The organism is uncultured Gimesia sp., assembly GCF_963976445.1.
Lineage (GTDB): Bacteria > Planctomycetota > Planctomycetia > Planctomycetales > Planctomycetaceae > Gimesia.
On record NZ_CAXBKP010000009.1, the window covers coordinates 115,165 to 131,273 of the forward strand.

Below are 16,109 nucleotides of genomic sequence, written 5' to 3' on the forward strand. Positions count from 1 at the left end.
CAGCCGGTTTTGGCGCTGTACATTCAACAAAAACTTGCAATCTGCTGATTCTGCTGGTACGCTGATCATTAATCTCATTTAATAACGCGCGACCTTCCATGCTTCTCCAGCAAATCGGCTTTCTGTATCGTAAACCAGGGTGGGAACGAGATTGATCTTTGATCACAGAAACGCAGTTCATTTTTGATTCAGGTTTACCAATGCGGAATGTGTTTAGACGAGTGACAACCGCTGTATTCATCCTGCTTGTCGCAGTACAGACAGGTGTGGCTGTTGAGAAGAAGCAATCACAGGTCGATTTTGATAAACAAATTCGACCTCTGCTGAAGCAGCATTGTTATGACTGTCATTCTCAAGACGTCGAAGAATCGGGGCTGCGGCTGGATTTTGGCGCGAACATTCTTAAAGGGGGAGACCGGGGTCCAGCGGTGATTCCCGGGAAGAGCGCCGAGAGCCCTCTATTTCTGAGTCTGTCCGGGCAAGGCAAAATTCCGCAGATGCCTCACGATCAGAGCCCGTTGAAGCCAGCAGAAATATTGCTGATTCAACAATGGATTGATCAGGGTGGCCAGATTCCCGAAGCGGAACGGACTCTGCAAGAGTCGCAAATTATTTCGAATCATTGGTCGTTTCAACCGATTAAACGACCGAAGCTGCCCCAGGTGAAACAGAAGGCTTGGGGCAGGAACCCAATCGATAGTTTTATTTTAAGTCGGTTAGAACAGAACAAACTGAAACCGGCTGCAGCAGCAGTACGCAGCACGTTGATCCGACGTTTGAGTCTGGATTTGACAGGGCTGACCCCCTCTGTGGAAGAAGTGCAGCAATTTCTGGCGGATACCCGGCCGGGGGCGTATGAGCGGCTCGTCGATCGGCTGCTGGCTTCGCCGCACTATGGTGAGCGCTGGGCGCGGCACTGGCTGGATGTGGCTCGTTACGCTGATTCGAACGGCTTTACGATTGATGGCCCGCGATCGATTTGGAAATACCGAGACTGGGTGATCAACGCGATTAATCAGAATATGCCCTTTGATCAATTTGTGAAGGAACAACTGGCGGGCGACTTACTGCCCAACCCGACGACCGAGCAGTTAATTGCGACCGGCTTTCATCGAAATACGCTGATCAACCAGGAAGGGGGCACGAACCCGGAACAGTTTCGTGTCGAAGCGGTCGTGGACCGGGTGAATACTACGGGGGCTGCGTTTCTTGGTCTGACCGTGGGTTGTGCACAGTGTCATAAACATAAGTATGACCCCCTGACGCAGCGTGACTTTTATCAACTCTATGCGATCTTCAACAGTACGGCTGATATTAACAGCGCGCCACCCACCTTAGCGCTGCCAAGCGATGAACAAAAAACAAAACAGACAAACCTCAAACAAGATGTAGCAAAGATCGAGAAACAACTGGTAGAACGCAAAAAACTGCGGGAACCAAAATTTCAGTCGTGGAAACAGACTCTGAAGCAGAGTCTGAAAGATTCCGAGAAGCAGTGGGCGATTCTGCAAACAGAGACTGCAAAATCGGAGAACGGCGCGACGATCACGGTTCTGGAAGATCATTCGCTGCTGGTAGGTGGAACGATCCCCAACAATGATACGTATGTCGTCGAAACGACGACCATTCCCTCGGGAACGACGGGTCTGCGACTGGAAGTGCTCACGCATGAAAGTCTTCCGAAAATGGGGCCGGGCTGGGCCGGCAATGGAAACTTTGTACTCAGTGAAATCGCCGTTGAAGTCTCTCATCAGACAAAAATGGGCTGGTCAAAGTTTGAACCGGTGAAGTTAGCTCAGGCCTCAGCCGACCATTCGCAAGAGAACTATCCGGCCAGTTATCTGGTGGATAATAATCTAAAAACCGGTTGGGCGATCAACGTGAAACAAGGGCAGATGAATGTCAATCGTCGTGCGATCATCAAGTGGAACTCGCCGCTTGAATCTGCTGAACCATTGAAGTTGCGCGTTACATTAACACAGACGCAAAATGCGAAATACAATGTCGGCCGTTTCCGATTATCAATGACAACCGTGGATTCCAGTGTGTTAAACGTCGATCCTGCGATCATTGCCATCCTGAAGCAGCCGGAAGATAAATGGGATGCAAAGCAGAAGACGACGGTAACACAGGCATTTCATCAGTCAGACTCTACCTGGTCTCAACTGAATCAGCGGCTGACAAAGCAGAAAGCAGAACAGACGAAACTGAATAAAGCCATTGTGACGACGATGGTCATGAAGGAGCTTCCCAAGCCACGCGAATCTTTTATTCTCTTGCGGGGTAATTTCCTGGCACCGGGGGCACCTGTCAGCCCGGGAGTTCCGGACATCTTGCCGCCGATGCCCGCTGCTGTGAAATCACCGACTCGCCTGGATTTTGCGAATTGGTTGACCAGCGCCGAGCAGCCTCTCACGGCGCGGGTCACCGTCAATCGTTATTGGCAACGCTTCTTTGGTAAAGGGATTGTAGAAACAGAAAACGATTTCGGGACCCAGGGGACAGACCCGACGAATCCTGAACTACTCGACTGGCTGGCTGCGGAGTTTATGCATCTTGGCTGGGATATGAAAAAACTACATCGGCTGATTGTGATGTCGGCCGCCTATCGTCAGGCATCGGACTTTAACCCTGCCAATCAGTCACAGGACCCGCGAAATCTACTGCTTTCCCGACAGAATCGTTTTCGAATGGAAGCAGAGTCGATCCGCGATATGTTTCTGGCCAGCAGTGGTTTGTTGACTCGGAAAATTGGCGGCCCAAGTGTTTATCCGCCTCAACCCGAGGGGATTTATGTTCTGACACAGAACAAAAAGAGCTGGCCGGAAGACAAAGGCGAAGACCGTTACCGCCGTGGCATGTATACGTATTTCTGGCGTTCGAGTCCGTATCCGATGCTGCCGACCTTCGATGCGCCGAACAGTAATACGACGTGTACCCGTCGCGTCCGCTCGAATACCCCGTTGCAGGCGTTAACACTGGCCAATGATCATTCTTTGTTTGAATTGATCCAGGGTTTCGCCGTACGGATTCTCACGGAAGGTCCCGATTATGATGAAGGTCGATTGCGACAGGCCTTTCAAATCTGTCTCTCCCGATCTCCCGCCGATCACGAGTTGGAAGTTCTGACCCGTTATCTGAAGGAACAGCGGACGCATTTTAAGAAATCACCGAAAGAAGCGGCTCAGGTTGCTTCGAAAAATAGACCGGAAACAATCGATGTCGCGGAAGCCGCCAGCTGGACGGCTGTGGCCCGCGTCTTGCTGAATCTGGATGAGTTTATCACACGCGAATAATATTTTTCTCAATCTGGATGCCGTTTGTATCATACATCGCATTCAAGGAGTCAGCGGATGAGTTTGGACGATCTCGTATTACGCGAACAGACACGACGCCATTTTTTTGAAAATTGCGCCGTGGGAGCCGGTGCGATTGGTTTGGCTGCGCTGCTGCAGAATGAGCAACATGCCCAAGCCAATCCTTCCGCGCTGGGAAAAACACATCATCCTCCCAAAGCGAAAAATGTGATCTATCTGTTTATGGCGGGGGGGCCGAGCCAACTGGAGTTGTTTGACTTCAAACCGAAACTCCAGGAGCTGGAAGGTGATGTCATCCCGGAATCCTATGTCGAAGGCAAGCAATTTGCGTTTCTGAAAAAAGACGCCAAGTTGCTGGGGACGCGCCGCAAATTCAAAAAGCATGGTGCCTCGGGAACGGAACTCTCAGATGCGATTCCGCATCTGGCGAGTGTTGCCGACGATATCACTGTTTTGAAGAGCATGAAAACGGATGTGTTCAATCATGGACCGGCCAAGTTGTTCATGAATACGGGCACGCAGCAGTTCGGGCGTCCCAGTATGGGGTCCTGGGTAACATATGGGATTGGCAGTGAATCACAAAACCTGCCCGGCTTTGTGGTGCTGCAGTCTGGTCCCCGCGGTCCCCGAGGCGGGGCCCCCCTTTGGGGCAGCGGCTTTCTGCCGACGACTTATCAGGGAGTCCCCTTTCTGAATGGTGCTGATCCCATTTTGAATCTGTCGAATCCAGCCGGAATTGATGCGAAACGGCAGTCGGAATTTATCGATACCGTAAATCAACTTAATACACTGCGATTGGAGAAAACGAGAGACCCTGAAATTTCGACTCGCATTTCCGCTTACGAAATGGCGTATCGCATGCAGTCCAGTGCACCCGAGTTGATGGACCTTTCCGGCGAGACCAAAGAAACACTCGATCTATATGGTGTGGATCCCGCGAAGCCCTCTTTTGCTCGTAACTGCCTGCTATCACGCAGGTTAATCGAAAAAGGCTGCCGGTTCGTCCAATTGTATCACACCGACTGGGACCACCACGGGAACAAAGGGACCGACCTGGGGGAATCGTTGGATGCACGCTGTCTGGAAACCGATCAGGCATCAGCAGCGCTAGTGAAAGATTTGAAACAGCGGGGGCTGTTGGACGATACGCTGGTAATCTGGGGGGGAGAATTTGGCCGCACTCCCCAGGGAGAGCCCCGTGATCTGATCGGCCGCGATCATCATATCGACGCTTTCACAATGTGGGTTGCTGGCGGTGGTTCTAAACCGGGTGTCATAATAGGAGAAACTGACGAGTTGGGATATTACTCAGTTGAAGATACGATCCATGTCCGTGACTTTCATGCGACCGTGCTGCATCTGTTGGGTATTGATCACCATGAGCTTTCCTATTTTTACCAGGGTCTCGATTTTCGCTTAACGGGCGTAGAAGAAGCCCATCTGGTTCAGAAAATGCTGGCGTAAAATAAAGGGTTCGGCTGATACTGTATAAAACTTGAACGAAATATTAAGAAATCCTATGGACAGATTTTGAAGATTGCATTATCACTCGCCTCTCTCTTATTCATCTCAAATTCTTAGCGAATCCCATCATTACATTTCTGTAATTCCTACTCACTAATCCAAATTACTGTTTATTACGGAGGCATGGATGCCACCGGAGTCTAACACCGGTCTATCCGGATCGATCATGCGCCATACCGGGCTGATTTTCCCACTAGTCATAGTGAGTTCAGTTCTGGTGATCATTGCGCCGTTACCTCCGTTCGTGATGGACTTCTTGCTGTCCTGCAATATTACCGTTTCCGTCGTCATCCTGATGACTACCATTTACGTTAAACGCCCGCTGGAATTCAGTGTCTTTCCTGCGATTCTGCTGGGTACAACTTTGGCGCGACTGGTGCTTAACGTGGCTTCGACCCGTTTGATTTTAACGCGTGGTGCCAATGATGGGACGGCTGCCGCCGGGGGCGTGATTGAAGCCTTTGGTCAGTTTGTAGCCGGTGGTCAATTGGTCGTGGGACTGATTATCTTCGTGATTCTGGTCACGATTCAATTTATGGTAATCACAAAAGGTGCAACCCGTATCAGTGAAGTGGCTGCCCGTTTTGCACTGGATAGTATGCCCGGTAAGCAGATGGCGATCGACGCCGACTTGAATGCCGGTATCATCAATTCGGAAGAAGCGAAAGAACGCCGTAAAGAAGTCACCGAACAGGCCGATTTCTACGGTTCGATGGACGGTGCCAGTAAGTTTGTCCGCGGCGATTCCATTGCCAGTATTATCATTACATTGATCAACGTAGTCGGTGGTCTGTATGTAGGCATGGTCGATCATGGCATGGAAGTCGGCAAAGCAGCAACCGTCTTTACCACACTCACGATTGGCGATGGTCTGGTTACTCAGGTTCCCGGATTCTTGATCTCCCTGGCAGCCGGTTTGATTGTGACACGAACTTCTGTCGACAGTAATCTGCCGCGTGACGTTGTGAAGCAGTTCTCCGGACATCCAGAAGCCTTGTTCCTGGCAGCGACTTTCCTGTTTGCTCTGGCATTTACCGGCTTGCCCGCTGGTCCGATGCTGTCGTTGGGTGTGGGATGTGTCATCACCGGAATACTTCGCAGAAAAGGGCAACAGGCGGAGAAAGTGGTCAAACAAAAAGAAGAAACACAACAACAGACACAGCCTCGTCCCGAACCCAAACCCGAAGATCATCTGTTTGTTGATCCGCTGGAGCTGGAGCTGGGCGTGGGCTTACTGCGAATGGCAGACCCGGCGACAGGCGGCGACTTATTGGATCGCGTCACACGCATCAGACACAAAATTGCTCAAGAGCTGGGTATCATTCTGCCTAAGGTTCGCATCAGAGATAATATTCGGCTGGGACAACGCGACTACCAGATTAAAATCCGCGATGTCGATGTCGCCTGGGGCTCAATTTATCCGGATGGGTTGCTGGCCATTGATACGGGAGCCACCAGCGGTGACATTCCTGGAATTGATACCGTGGAACCAGCATTCGGACGACCTGCGAAATGGATTGAACTGGGACAAAAAGAACGTGCTGAGCTGATGGGCTTCAACGTTGTCGAACCGTCGGCTGTCGTGATTACCCATCTGACAGAAGTGGTTCGCGAACACAGCAGCGAATTGTTGACCCGCGAGCAGGTACACGCACTCATCGAAAATCTCAAGGAATCATCTCCCAAAGTAGTCGAAGAGCTGATTCCCGATGTTCTGAAAATTTCACAGGTACAACACGTGCTTTCGAATCTGCTGCGTGAACGTGTGCCGATTCGCGATCTGGAAACAATTTTGCAGTCACTCGGCGATTATGCTGACCGAACCAAAGAGCCTATGATTCTAACGGAGTACGTCCGTAATGGGTTGGCTCGTTCCATCTGCCAGCAGTATCGTGACAGCAAACGGCTGTTAAGAGTGGTCACCCTGGATCCCGAACTCGAAGATGTGATGATGTCGGGCATTGATTACAACGAACATGGACTGGTCATCAAACTGGCACCGCAGACCGGCGAAATGATTACACAGGCGATTGCCAATCAGATTGAACCGCTGGTCGCTGCAGGCGGACACCCGATTGTATTATGCAATCCACAAATTAGAGCTGGCCTGAAACAGATTACCGCTCCCTTATTACCGCGTCTGGTGGTATTGAGTTTAAACGAAATTACCCGCGACACCGATGTGGAAGCCATTGGCCAGATCTCGGCGAGTCATTTGAATCCAGAGCCAATGGCGGGAGTCGCATGAGTCAGCCAGATACGAAACAAGAGACAAAGACGCTTCAAGACTAAAACTTGAAATTTAAAGACTCAACGAAACAAACAGAAACGTGAAATAGAGGAAACGTGAAACATGTCGGATGTTCGCACTTTCAAAGCCGCATCGATGCAGGAAGCACTGAATCTGGTTCGTCAGGAAATGGGCAGTGATGCCGTCATTCTGCAGACGAAACAGATTCCGGGGCGCAAAGGTCTGCTGCCCTGGTCAAAGCCGAAAGAAGAATTCGAAATCACAGCCGGATTAGACATCAAAGTGCGTACTCCTTCTGCCGTGCAAAAAAATAATCGGTCAGCTTCCGGACTGCGGCATCGTGCTTCCAATTTGAAGTCGACGAATGCAAATGTGAATGCCTATGCAGAATCGGATGCTCCTGCTGCCCCTTCTCATCGAAGTGCAGCACCTGCCCGGCGGTCGGCTGTATCCGAACGTCAGTCTGAGTATTCTGCTGCACCGGTTCCTACACCGGTTCCTACACCGGTTCCTACACCGGTTCCTACACCGACTCCTGCATCGGCTCCTACATCGGCTCCCACACCCGTTCGGAGTCGTTTCGATCAAAGAGCATCTGGAAACATTTCGCGACAGAGCCGACAGGAACAGAAACCCTATGACCCGACTGAAGAGTTCGCGGAAAAACTAAATGCGATTCAGGAGATGCTGGAATCACTGGATCGGCGAACCCGTTCACAACGATCAACGGATGTCCCGACTGAGTTGTTTCACATTTATACGAATTTGATCGATGCTGAAGTTGATGAAAACATCGCTCATGAGTTGATTACAAAACTCAAGGAAAATGCGACCCCCGAACAATTGAAAGACGTGACTGCCAGCAAAGCACTGCTGGCTGCGTTAATCGAGTCTCAGCTATCGTGTACCATGCCGATTCGCGCGATTCCCGGACAACGAAAAGTGGTGGCGCTGGTCGGCCCTACGGGAGTCGGGAAGACCACAACAATTGCAAAACTGGCAGCGAACTTCCGGTTGCGTGATAACGTAAAAATGGGACTGGTCACAGTAGACACCTATCGAATTGCCGCGGTCGAACAGTTACGCACCTATGCGGAAATTATCGATCTGCCGATGAAAGTGGTCAGTACACCCCGCGAGATGCAGCAGGCTCTGGATGAAATGGTGGGCCTGGATCTGATTCTAGTGGATACCGCCGGCCGCAGTCCCAGCGATGATTTGAAAATTCAGGAACTTGAGCAATTGTTCCGCGAAGTTCCCATTGATGAAGTATCTCTGGTCATGAGTATGACCTCCAGTGTGAAAAGTCTGGAAGCGATTGCCAAACGATTTCAGGTTGCCAAACCGACGTCAATGATTCTGACCAAGCTGGATGAAGCGCCAGTTATGGGAAGTCTATTAACCTTGGGTCAGAATGTGCAACTACCTGTGCGTTATCTAACGACCGGTCAGGATGTTCCCGATGATATCGAGCCGGCCAATGCCGCCCGCATGGCTCGTTTGATCCTGGGAGAAGATCAACTCAATAGAAGCCGAGACTGATCGGCCTTTATTTTCAAGAAATCAACAGTAAATACAGACAGTAAATACAGGCGTTTTTGTTCAAGACGAGACTTAGAGAAAAGGGAAGCCAGATGGCTCCAGTCGTTAACGAAATCTTAGTGAGTCAGGCAGAAGTCATTTCTACTGACCAGCCGATTGAGAATCCGCAGCCGTCTCTCGCATCGCGGGGAGACCAGGCCAAGGTTCTGCGTGGATTGATGGAACAACGACAGCCGGGGATCATTGAGAAAGATAAAACGACTCGCTGCCGAACACTCGCGATCTGCAGCGGAAAAGGGGGCGTTGGAAAATCAGTCATTTCCTTAAATCTGGCTCTGGCGCTAGCACAATCCGGGGCATCGGTTTGCCTGATGGATGTCAATCTGGCGTTAGGAAACATCGATTTATTGTCCCGTCTGAACGGCTACTGGAATTTGTCACATGTCGTGAGTGGTGCCCGTTCCTTAAAAGAAATTCAACTGGAGGGGCCTTGGGGGGTCAGTGTGGTTACCGGTGCCAGTGGCTTGACGGATTTAGCCGATTGCTCGGAAGCGGTTCGCAAAGATGTGTTAGGACAGATGCAGGAACTTGAGGCCACACACGATTATTTGATTTTAGATAACGGAACTGGAATTCATCGCAGTATTCGTCAGTTTGTGACGACGGCCGACGATGTGCTGATTGTGACCACTCCCGAACCGACGGCGATTGCCGATGCCTACGCTACGATTAAATCGTTATCGTCCATTCAGACATTGGAAATACAGACACTGGTTAATCAATGTACTTCGACTGACCAGGGAGAAAAAGTATTTCAGCAACTCAAAAAAACAACAGAATTATTTTTACATACCGGCTTAAGTCAGGCTGGTCAGATACCGCATGACGCGCATGTCGTACAGTCCGTTTATGACCGGGAGCCTTTTATATTAAGTCACCCGGATTGCCCCGCAGCGGAGGCCATTTATCGACTGGCTGATTATCTGATTGATCTGAATCAAGTCAAAGAACATCAAAACAAACACGAGTCTTACTTTCCGCGGCTTTGGAAGCGCTTGCTTGGTGAAGCCGCATAACACTCAGGAACAACGATAAGAAATCACAGGAAATTCTCTCTCATTTCTCTCTCTTTTCCTGTTCTTTCCAACTCTTGAGTCACGTCACTTTACGAAACCCTTAACAACTTATTTTTACTGGGCGTGCAGACCTTCGTCTGTGTTGTCGCGGTTCAACTACTGGTAAATGCTAAGTTTAAAGCCTTACCACCGGGATCGCGTTACGCATGCAGTAATGATGAAATGTTAGATTTTAACGATAAATTAAATTGTAGGAGAAAGGTTAAATTTTCTGGAGTAGGACGCCGATATAAAAAGATAGACGAGCAAAGGTCCCTTCGGAGTGAAGTGAAATTCATTCCGGGCATTTTTCAAACTCTATCCAGGAATATTCTGTGGCCCTGCATTATGCATTTCGATTATCGCTAATCGCTTTTGCGACTGAATCGGTACGAGGGATTATCTCTCATTCTGATTTTTTTGGCGCGACTCAATCCGCACTTATTGCTGCAGTCATATTTTTTGGTCTCGGTTTGGTGTTGGGAGAAGTTGCCACTCGACTGGTTGAAGAATCAGCGCGAGCGAGTTTTGAAAAATGGAAAAACAATCTTGATTAATTATATAAAGTTTTAGCAGTCATGCTTTTCATCTCTTACCCATTTGAAACGACTGTATGTTGATCACGGAGGAGTAAATGGCCATCAAAGCCAGTGAAGAAATCGCAGAAATCTGGAAGGTATTCAAGCAGGATCAGACCAACCAGGCGCTGCGTAACAGGCTCATTGAGCAATACGTTCCCTTGGTTCGTTATAATGCAGAACGAGTGTGGGCCAAACTACCTGAAGGGGTAGATCTGAACGACTTGATTTCGGCCGGAGTGTTTGGACTGATGGATGCGATTAATGCATTCGATCTGGAACGGGGAGTCAAATTTGAGACTTACTGCGTTCCCCGTATTCGTGGTGCAATGTTAGACGAATTGCGTACGATGGACTGGGTGCCGCGCCTGGTTCGGAGCAAAGCCAGTAAGCTCGAAGCTGCTCGAAAATCAGCGGAAGCAGAACACGGTCGTCCTCCAGCGGATGAAGAAATTGCACGCAAAATGCAATTGTCCCGAAAAGAGTTTGATAAACTCAAAAACGAAGCCAATGCCGTTGGTCTGGTGAGTTTGAACAAAAAATGGTACGAGACGGACAGCTACAAAGATGTGCGGGAAGTTGATATTCTCGAAGATGCCAAGGGAGAAGATCCCACCAAAAGTATTCAGAAGCGGGATCTGATGCGTCTGGTAACCAAAGGCCTAAATCGAAACGAGCGTTTGATTATCATTCTGTATTATTATGAAGAACTGACGATGAAAGAGATCGGCACCACTTTGGGCTTATCGGAATCACGCGTCAGCCAGATGCACTCCAGCATTGTGAACCGTTTGAAAGAACAACTGGGACGCCGCCGCCCGGAATTTGCTTAATCAAGCCCGTCATTATAGCGAAATACACACAAGGCCTCCCCAAACAGGGAGGCCTTTTTTTACGTGCGTCAGGCATGACGTGCAAGGGCAAGACCTGACACTGTCAACCGGTAAGCGAAAGCGACCTGAGAAGTGACTTGTCGGCGGCAAGTCCCGATGGAGGAAGGAGTCTGGTCTCAATGATTCTGGACCTGACCTCCTATTACGTTTCTGTATTGTTAGCTGGTAGGGTTTGTTTTACTTTGGAGATTGTCTTTTCCTGGTGGACGAAACCGGCGGCTAGCGCCGATCCGCTCATGGTAGGTACGTTTCGTGGTATGAAATATATGAAAAGATCAGAATTCCGAATCTTGATTTCTCTGGCGTGTGCTACTGATCGGCTTGTTCGACAGTGCTCATCTAACACCTGAATCCTTTACCAATGTGTGATGCTGCAGGTGCTGGCTCATGTGTCAGCATGCAGAGATCAGAAAAGGAACCAAACCCCCGATGTGGTCTTTCTGCTTCACCTGCGATTGTGATTCAGTCTGGGAGGAAAACCGCGGCTAACGCCGTACGGCTGATAGGGGGGCTTTCCATTGTTTGAACACTGTTGACGAACCAACAGTGCCACAAGCTACCGTGATCTGGTTTGTTTTTTGCTACCACGAAAAACACGAAAGGGCACGAAAAGCCAATTTTGTTTCCAGTAAAACGTTCGTTGGGGCTTACAAAAATTACGTCGATACTGCGGGCGGCCACATAGGGCCGCGCCCTACTATTCTGATGGGAAATCGGGGACTGGGTTTGCTTGTCGCTCGGTTCATATCCTGCTCACTGCGCTCGGCCCGGATTGCATCTGGACTATCCCTTGTTTCGTGTGTTTTCGTGAATTTCGTGGTAGTAAATACAAGAAAAAATCAGAATATCGAATTCAGATCCGACTGGAGTGTGCTACTGTTCGGCTTGTCCGACAGTGCTCATCTAACACCTGAATTACCTTACCAATGTGTGTTGCCGTAGGGGCTGATCCATGTGTCAGCCCGCAGGGCCAGCGTTTGGATCATAAAAGCGGTCAGACCCCGAAATGGCGTATCTGCTTCTCCTGTGATTGTGGATTTCAGTGCGGGATGTTCATCTGCGTGGGGGAGGTGCTATCTGGTAGGATTTGTCTTACGTGGGAGTCTGTTTTTCTTGGTGGGATGGAAACGGCGGCTGGCGCCGTGCCGCTCATGGTGGGGTGGGTTTTCGATTGCTGGGGCACCTGGTCTCGTTGTTGATACTGGTTGCTCGATCACTGTTGGCAAGCCAACCGTGCCACATGGAATGTTGTTTTTAGGGATGATGTGATGCTGGTTTGTTTGTTTGCTCTGAAGATTCCTGCTGGCTGTGCTCGGCCCGAATTGGTTTTGAGTCTGCTTGTTGGTTTGTTTTCTTGGAGACTGTTTGCTGTTCGATTGATTGTGGACTATTTTCAGGATGTGCGTGGGGCGGTCAAGGGAGAGCGACGCAAATTGGTGGGCGAGGGAGTGCAGATGTGTGTTAGGGCTGTGGTGGGGCTGGTTGGCAGGGGGGCGGCTGTGTGGCCGTGTGTGTCGACCCGCATCACTTTGAGAGGCAGGTATTTGTTAAATCTGGCTGAAACGAGGGAGTTTTGTAGTGCCGCTTTTTTCAGCGGTTCCGGTTCTTCAGCTGAACCAGTAGTGCCCACGCGCGCGACACACAACGGGGTAAATCATGGCGAACGTCGGGTTGGCGTCAAGGGGATTATTTTCAGTCAATACTCAATCTGGTCAGGTGAACTTGAGGAGTCAGAGCAGCGTGTCAGGTTCGATTATGCTCGCAGGTAGGGAGCCGGGGGAAGTTATCTCTGCTCCGACCCGATTGTGTGTGGCTCTGGTTGATATCAGACAATTTGAAAAAACCTGCCAGTTCTTGACTGAGTAGCTCGAAATTCGAACCGGATTAGATTTAGAATAAACGCCTCAGGGAACATCAGTTCCGGATCGTGTTTGATTTACATACTTTCAGATAGACAGTCAGGGTTACGGTTCATTCATGGATGTTTCTCAAATTGAAGATTACTATCAACGCTCGCTGACCGAAGTGGGAAAAGTTCTCATGGGTCAGGAAGATCTGGTAGAACGAGTTTTGATTGCTTTATTCTGTGAAGGGAACGTATTAATCGAAGGCGTGCCCGGATTAGGGAAAACGCTGTTGGTGAATGCACTTAGCCACGTGCTGTCGAGCCAGTTTCGTCGCATCCAATTTACCCCCGACCTGATGCCGTCGGATATCACCGGACATTCCGTGTATGACATGCACGAAAAAACGTTTACCTTTAATCAGGGGCCGTTATTTACCAACCTGCTGCTGGCAGATGAAGTGAACCGGGCTCCCGCCAAAACGCAGTCGGCATTGCTGGAAGCGATGCAGGAACATCAGGTTTCCGTCGATGGAAAAACCTATCCACTCCAGCGTCCCTTCATCACAATCGCCACGCAGAATCCGTTAGAACAGGAAGGGACATACCCCCTGCCGGAAGCGCAACTGGATCGATTCATGTTCAAGCTGATGGTGGATTACCCGACACAGGATCAGGAAAACGCGATCCTTGATTTGTACGCGTCAGGCAAGGATAACCGCGATCTGAACAGTTTTGGTATGCAGCCTGTCCTGAATACGGAAATCATTCTGGGGATTCAGAAACGAGCCACCGAAATTATTATCGAACCTTCGATCATTCAATACATCACTTCGATTGTTTCACGGACCCGCAGCTGGCATACGATTGAAGTCGGGGCGAGTCCCCGTGCCAGCGTGAATCTGCTGATCGGTTCGCGCGTGATGGCGGCCTGCCAGGGGCGTGATTTTGTGGTCCCCGATGATGTCAAAGATCTGGCGCTGCCAGTTCTGCGCCATCGGATTCGCCTGCATCCCGAAGCGGAAATTGAGGGCATGAATGTCGACGATGTGATTCGCGATATTCTGGAAAGTGTCGAGGCACCTCGCCAATGATGCCGCGACTTCCGTTACTGTTTCTATTTGCAGCCGCCATGGTTCCATTTGCGTTGGGAACCGTCTGGGCTGAAGCCAGTCAGGCCGGTATCCTGATCTGTCTGGGAGTCTTTCTGCTGTCGCTGGTGGATCTGGTGATCACGCCTTCTCTGCTGGCGATTGAAGTTCACCGTGATGTGAAAGATGTACTCAGTGTCGGCACGCCGAACAGCGTTAAGCTTTGGTTCACGAATCGAGGTCCTGTTCCACTGCTGATTCACGTGCATGACGAGCCGCCGTTACCCTGTCATTATTCCGATCTTCCATTTGATATCGAGCTGATACCGAATAAGCATCATTACAGCATTTATCATGTAGAACCATTACATCGTGGGAAAAACCGGTTTCGTCGAGTCTTTCTGCAGATGCGGAGCAGGTTGAGGCTGTGGACGGTGTATGATGAGCGGGATCTTCATCAGGAAGTACGCATCTATCCAGATATCAAAGCCGTGCATGGCGTTGAGCTATTGGCCCGCCGCAATCGTCTGGCAGAGACAGGAATCCGTCTCTCACGTTTAAAAGGGCGCGGAACGGAATTCGACCGGTTGCGGGAGTATCGACGGGGTGATGAATTTCGCAGTATCGACTGGAAAGCAACGTCACGACATCAAGAGTTAATCAGTCGTGAGTACGTCGTCGAAAAAAATCAGAACATCATTATTCTGATCGACTGCGGACGCTCAATGTGCAATGAGGCAGAGGGCGTGACGCACTTTGATCGGGCCTTAAACGCGGCAATCTTGCTTAGCTATATTGCACTTCGGCAGGGAGATACGGTTTCTCTGATGGCCTGTTCGAACAAGGTCGAACGCTGGGTGCCTCCGATTCGCGGCGCCGGTTCGATTCAAAAACTCATCCGACAAGTTTACGATCTGGAGCCGGTTTATGAAGCCTCTGATTATCGGCTGATGTCCGAACAACTTCAGCTCCGTTATCGCAAACGTTCGCTGGTTGTCGTATTGACGCATGCCCTGGATGAAGTACATCTGAGTCACCTCAGCGATTCACTGCGATTGATGCGCTGGCCGCATTTGGTGCTGTCTGCTTTCCTGCGAAACGTGCCATTACAGAATCGGATGAATGCGATTCCGGAGACGGACCGCGAGGCCTTTCAGATTGCCGCTGCCGCGGATATCGTGGCGACACAAACCACGCAAATCGCGTCACTGCAAAAATCAGGCCTGTTGGTATTGGATACGCTGCCGGAAAATCTGTCGGTAAATCTCATCAGTCGCTACCTGGACATCAAAGCGCGGCAACTGCTTTAGTCAGTCGATTACTTTGTCAGAAAGGGAAGCAGGTCGGTGTGGTGTCCGATCATTTTCCATTCTCCATTTTCTTTTCGAAAGGTGCTCGTCGCGCGGATTTTGACTTTTTCTACTTTTCCATCCGGTCCAATGTTTTGTCCGATTTCATAGTTAGTGAGGACCGCAATTTCCTCTCCAGCGATGATTCGCATCTCCGTCGGCTCAACTTTACCGCCTAGTTTGAGAGCAGCAGTTTTTTCCCATTCGGCTAAGACTGGTTTCCAGCCATGCAGATAGCTGCCGTCTGGTCCCATGAAAGTGACATCATCCTGATGTGACCAGACTTCTTTCATGCAAGCCACTTCGCCTGTAAACAACTGATTAAGCGCGGTGTAGAATTGCTGCGCGGCTGCGCACACTTCTGCTTGATCCTGCTCGCTTGCAGAGGCTGTCTTCTGGCAATTGAAACTGACGGCAGAAAATACGATCATCGCGGCGCAGATAAGTTGTAACTTCATTTCGGATTCTTCCTTCTGATTTTGAGTATGAGCGACTGGCCGAGTGTTGCGCGAGACTTGAAGACAACGCTCGAGCATGTACTAAGGTTCGGGTTGTGCTAACGGTACTGGTTGTAGGAGATAGTGTCTATGTCGAAATCGGGTGATG

Annotated in this window: 10 protein-coding genes; 9 read left to right on the forward strand and 1 reads right to left on the reverse strand. The window is 50.0% G+C overall.

The genetic code is table 11. The features are described from left to right. Positions 1-200: 200 nt before the first annotated feature. The 9 genes from AAC022_RS12210 to AAC022_RS12250 all read left to right on the forward strand — a co-directional run bounded on the left by AAC022_RS12210 (position 201) and on the right by AAC022_RS12250 (position 15,464). Complete coding sequence (locus AAC022_RS12210) at positions 201-3,296, forward strand: PSD1 and planctomycete cytochrome C domain-containing protein (RefSeq protein ID WP_339731243.1); 3,096 nt, start codon at positions 201-203, stop codon at positions 3,294-3,296. Positions 3,297-3,353: 57 nt separating this feature from the next. Further along, positions 3,354-4,781: a DUF1501 domain-containing protein gene (locus AAC022_RS12215; RefSeq protein WP_339731245.1), complete on the forward strand. Its 1,428-nt coding sequence runs from the start codon at positions 3,354-3,356 to the stop codon at positions 4,779-4,781. Between the two features lie 187 nt (positions 4,782-4,968). Then, positions 4,969-7,089 carry a flagellar biosynthesis protein FlhA gene (flhA, locus tag AAC022_RS12220; protein WP_339731246.1) on the forward strand — a complete coding sequence of 707 codons (2,121 nt, stop codon included), beginning with the start codon at positions 4,969-4,971 and terminating at the stop codon, positions 7,087-7,089. Between the two features lie 105 nt (positions 7,090-7,194). Continuing rightward, positions 7,195-8,634 (forward strand): flagellar biosynthesis protein FlhF, encoded by a 1,440-nt coding sequence (gene flhF / locus AAC022_RS12225; protein ID WP_339731248.1) that lies wholly within the window; start codon positions 7,195-7,197, stop codon positions 8,632-8,634. A 92-nt stretch (positions 8,635-8,726) separates the two neighbouring features. After that, positions 8,727-9,710 (forward strand): P-loop NTPase, encoded by a 984-nt coding sequence (locus AAC022_RS12230; protein WP_339731250.1) that lies wholly within the window; start codon positions 8,727-8,729, stop codon positions 9,708-9,710. Positions 9,711-10,084: 374 nt separating this feature from the next. Beyond that, a complete protein-coding gene (locus tag AAC022_RS12235; RefSeq protein WP_339731252.1) occupies positions 10,085-10,306 on the forward strand; it encodes a hypothetical protein in 222 nt (73 codons plus the stop codon). Positions 10,307-10,383: 77 nt separating this feature from the next. Beyond that, positions 10,384-11,160, forward strand: coding sequence for a FliA/WhiG family RNA polymerase sigma factor (locus AAC022_RS12240; protein ID WP_339731255.1), 777 nt, complete (start codon positions 10,384-10,386; stop codon positions 11,158-11,160). 2,037 nt (positions 11,161-13,197) lie between these two features. Further along, on the forward strand, positions 13,198-14,157 hold the full coding sequence (locus tag AAC022_RS12245) for a MoxR family ATPase (RefSeq protein ID WP_339731257.1): 960 nt from the start codon (positions 13,198-13,200) through the stop codon (positions 14,155-14,157). Next, complete coding sequence (locus AAC022_RS12250; RefSeq protein WP_339731259.1) at positions 14,154-15,464, forward strand: DUF58 domain-containing protein; 1,311 nt, start codon at positions 14,154-14,156, stop codon at positions 15,462-15,464. The genes AAC022_RS12245 and AAC022_RS12250 overlap by 4 nt, the downstream gene beginning before the upstream one ends. 8 nt (positions 15,465-15,472) lie before the next feature. On the opposite strand, the gene AAC022_RS12255 is transcribed toward AAC022_RS12250, so the two are convergent. Beyond that, a complete protein-coding gene (locus tag AAC022_RS12255) occupies positions 15,473-15,961 on the reverse strand; it encodes a nuclear transport factor 2 family protein (RefSeq protein WP_339731261.1) in 489 nt (162 codons plus the stop codon). Between the last annotated feature and the right edge of the window lie 148 nt (positions 15,962-16,109).

Excerpts from the sequence above, each read along its gene's own strand:
- AAC022_RS12210 (WP_339731243.1), top strand. The coding sequence starts at position 201 with ATGCGGAATGTGTTTAGACGAGTGACAACCGCTGTATTCATCCTGCTT.
- AAC022_RS12215 (WP_339731245.1), top strand. The coding sequence starts at position 3,354 with ATGAGTTTGGACGATCTCGTATTACGCGAACAGACACGACGCCATTTT.
- flhA (WP_339731246.1), top strand. The coding sequence starts at position 4,969 with ATGCCACCGGAGTCTAACACCGGTCTATCCGGATCGATCATGCGCCAT.
- flhF (WP_339731248.1), top strand. The coding sequence starts at position 7,195 with ATGTCGGATGTTCGCACTTTCAAAGCCGCATCGATGCAGGAAGCACTG.
- AAC022_RS12230 (WP_339731250.1), top strand. The coding sequence starts at position 8,727 with ATGGCTCCAGTCGTTAACGAAATCTTAGTGAGTCAGGCAGAAGTCATT.
- AAC022_RS12240 (WP_339731255.1), top strand. The coding sequence starts at position 10,384 with ATGGCCATCAAAGCCAGTGAAGAAATCGCAGAAATCTGGAAGGTATTC.
- AAC022_RS12245 (WP_339731257.1), top strand. The coding sequence starts at position 13,198 with ATGGATGTTTCTCAAATTGAAGATTACTATCAACGCTCGCTGACCGAA.
- AAC022_RS12250 (WP_339731259.1), top strand. The coding sequence starts at position 14,154 with ATGATGCCGCGACTTCCGTTACTGTTTCTATTTGCAGCCGCCATGGTT.
- AAC022_RS12255 (WP_339731261.1), bottom strand. The coding sequence starts at position 15,961 with ATGAAGTTACAACTTATCTGCGCCGCGATGATCGTATTTTCTGCCGTC.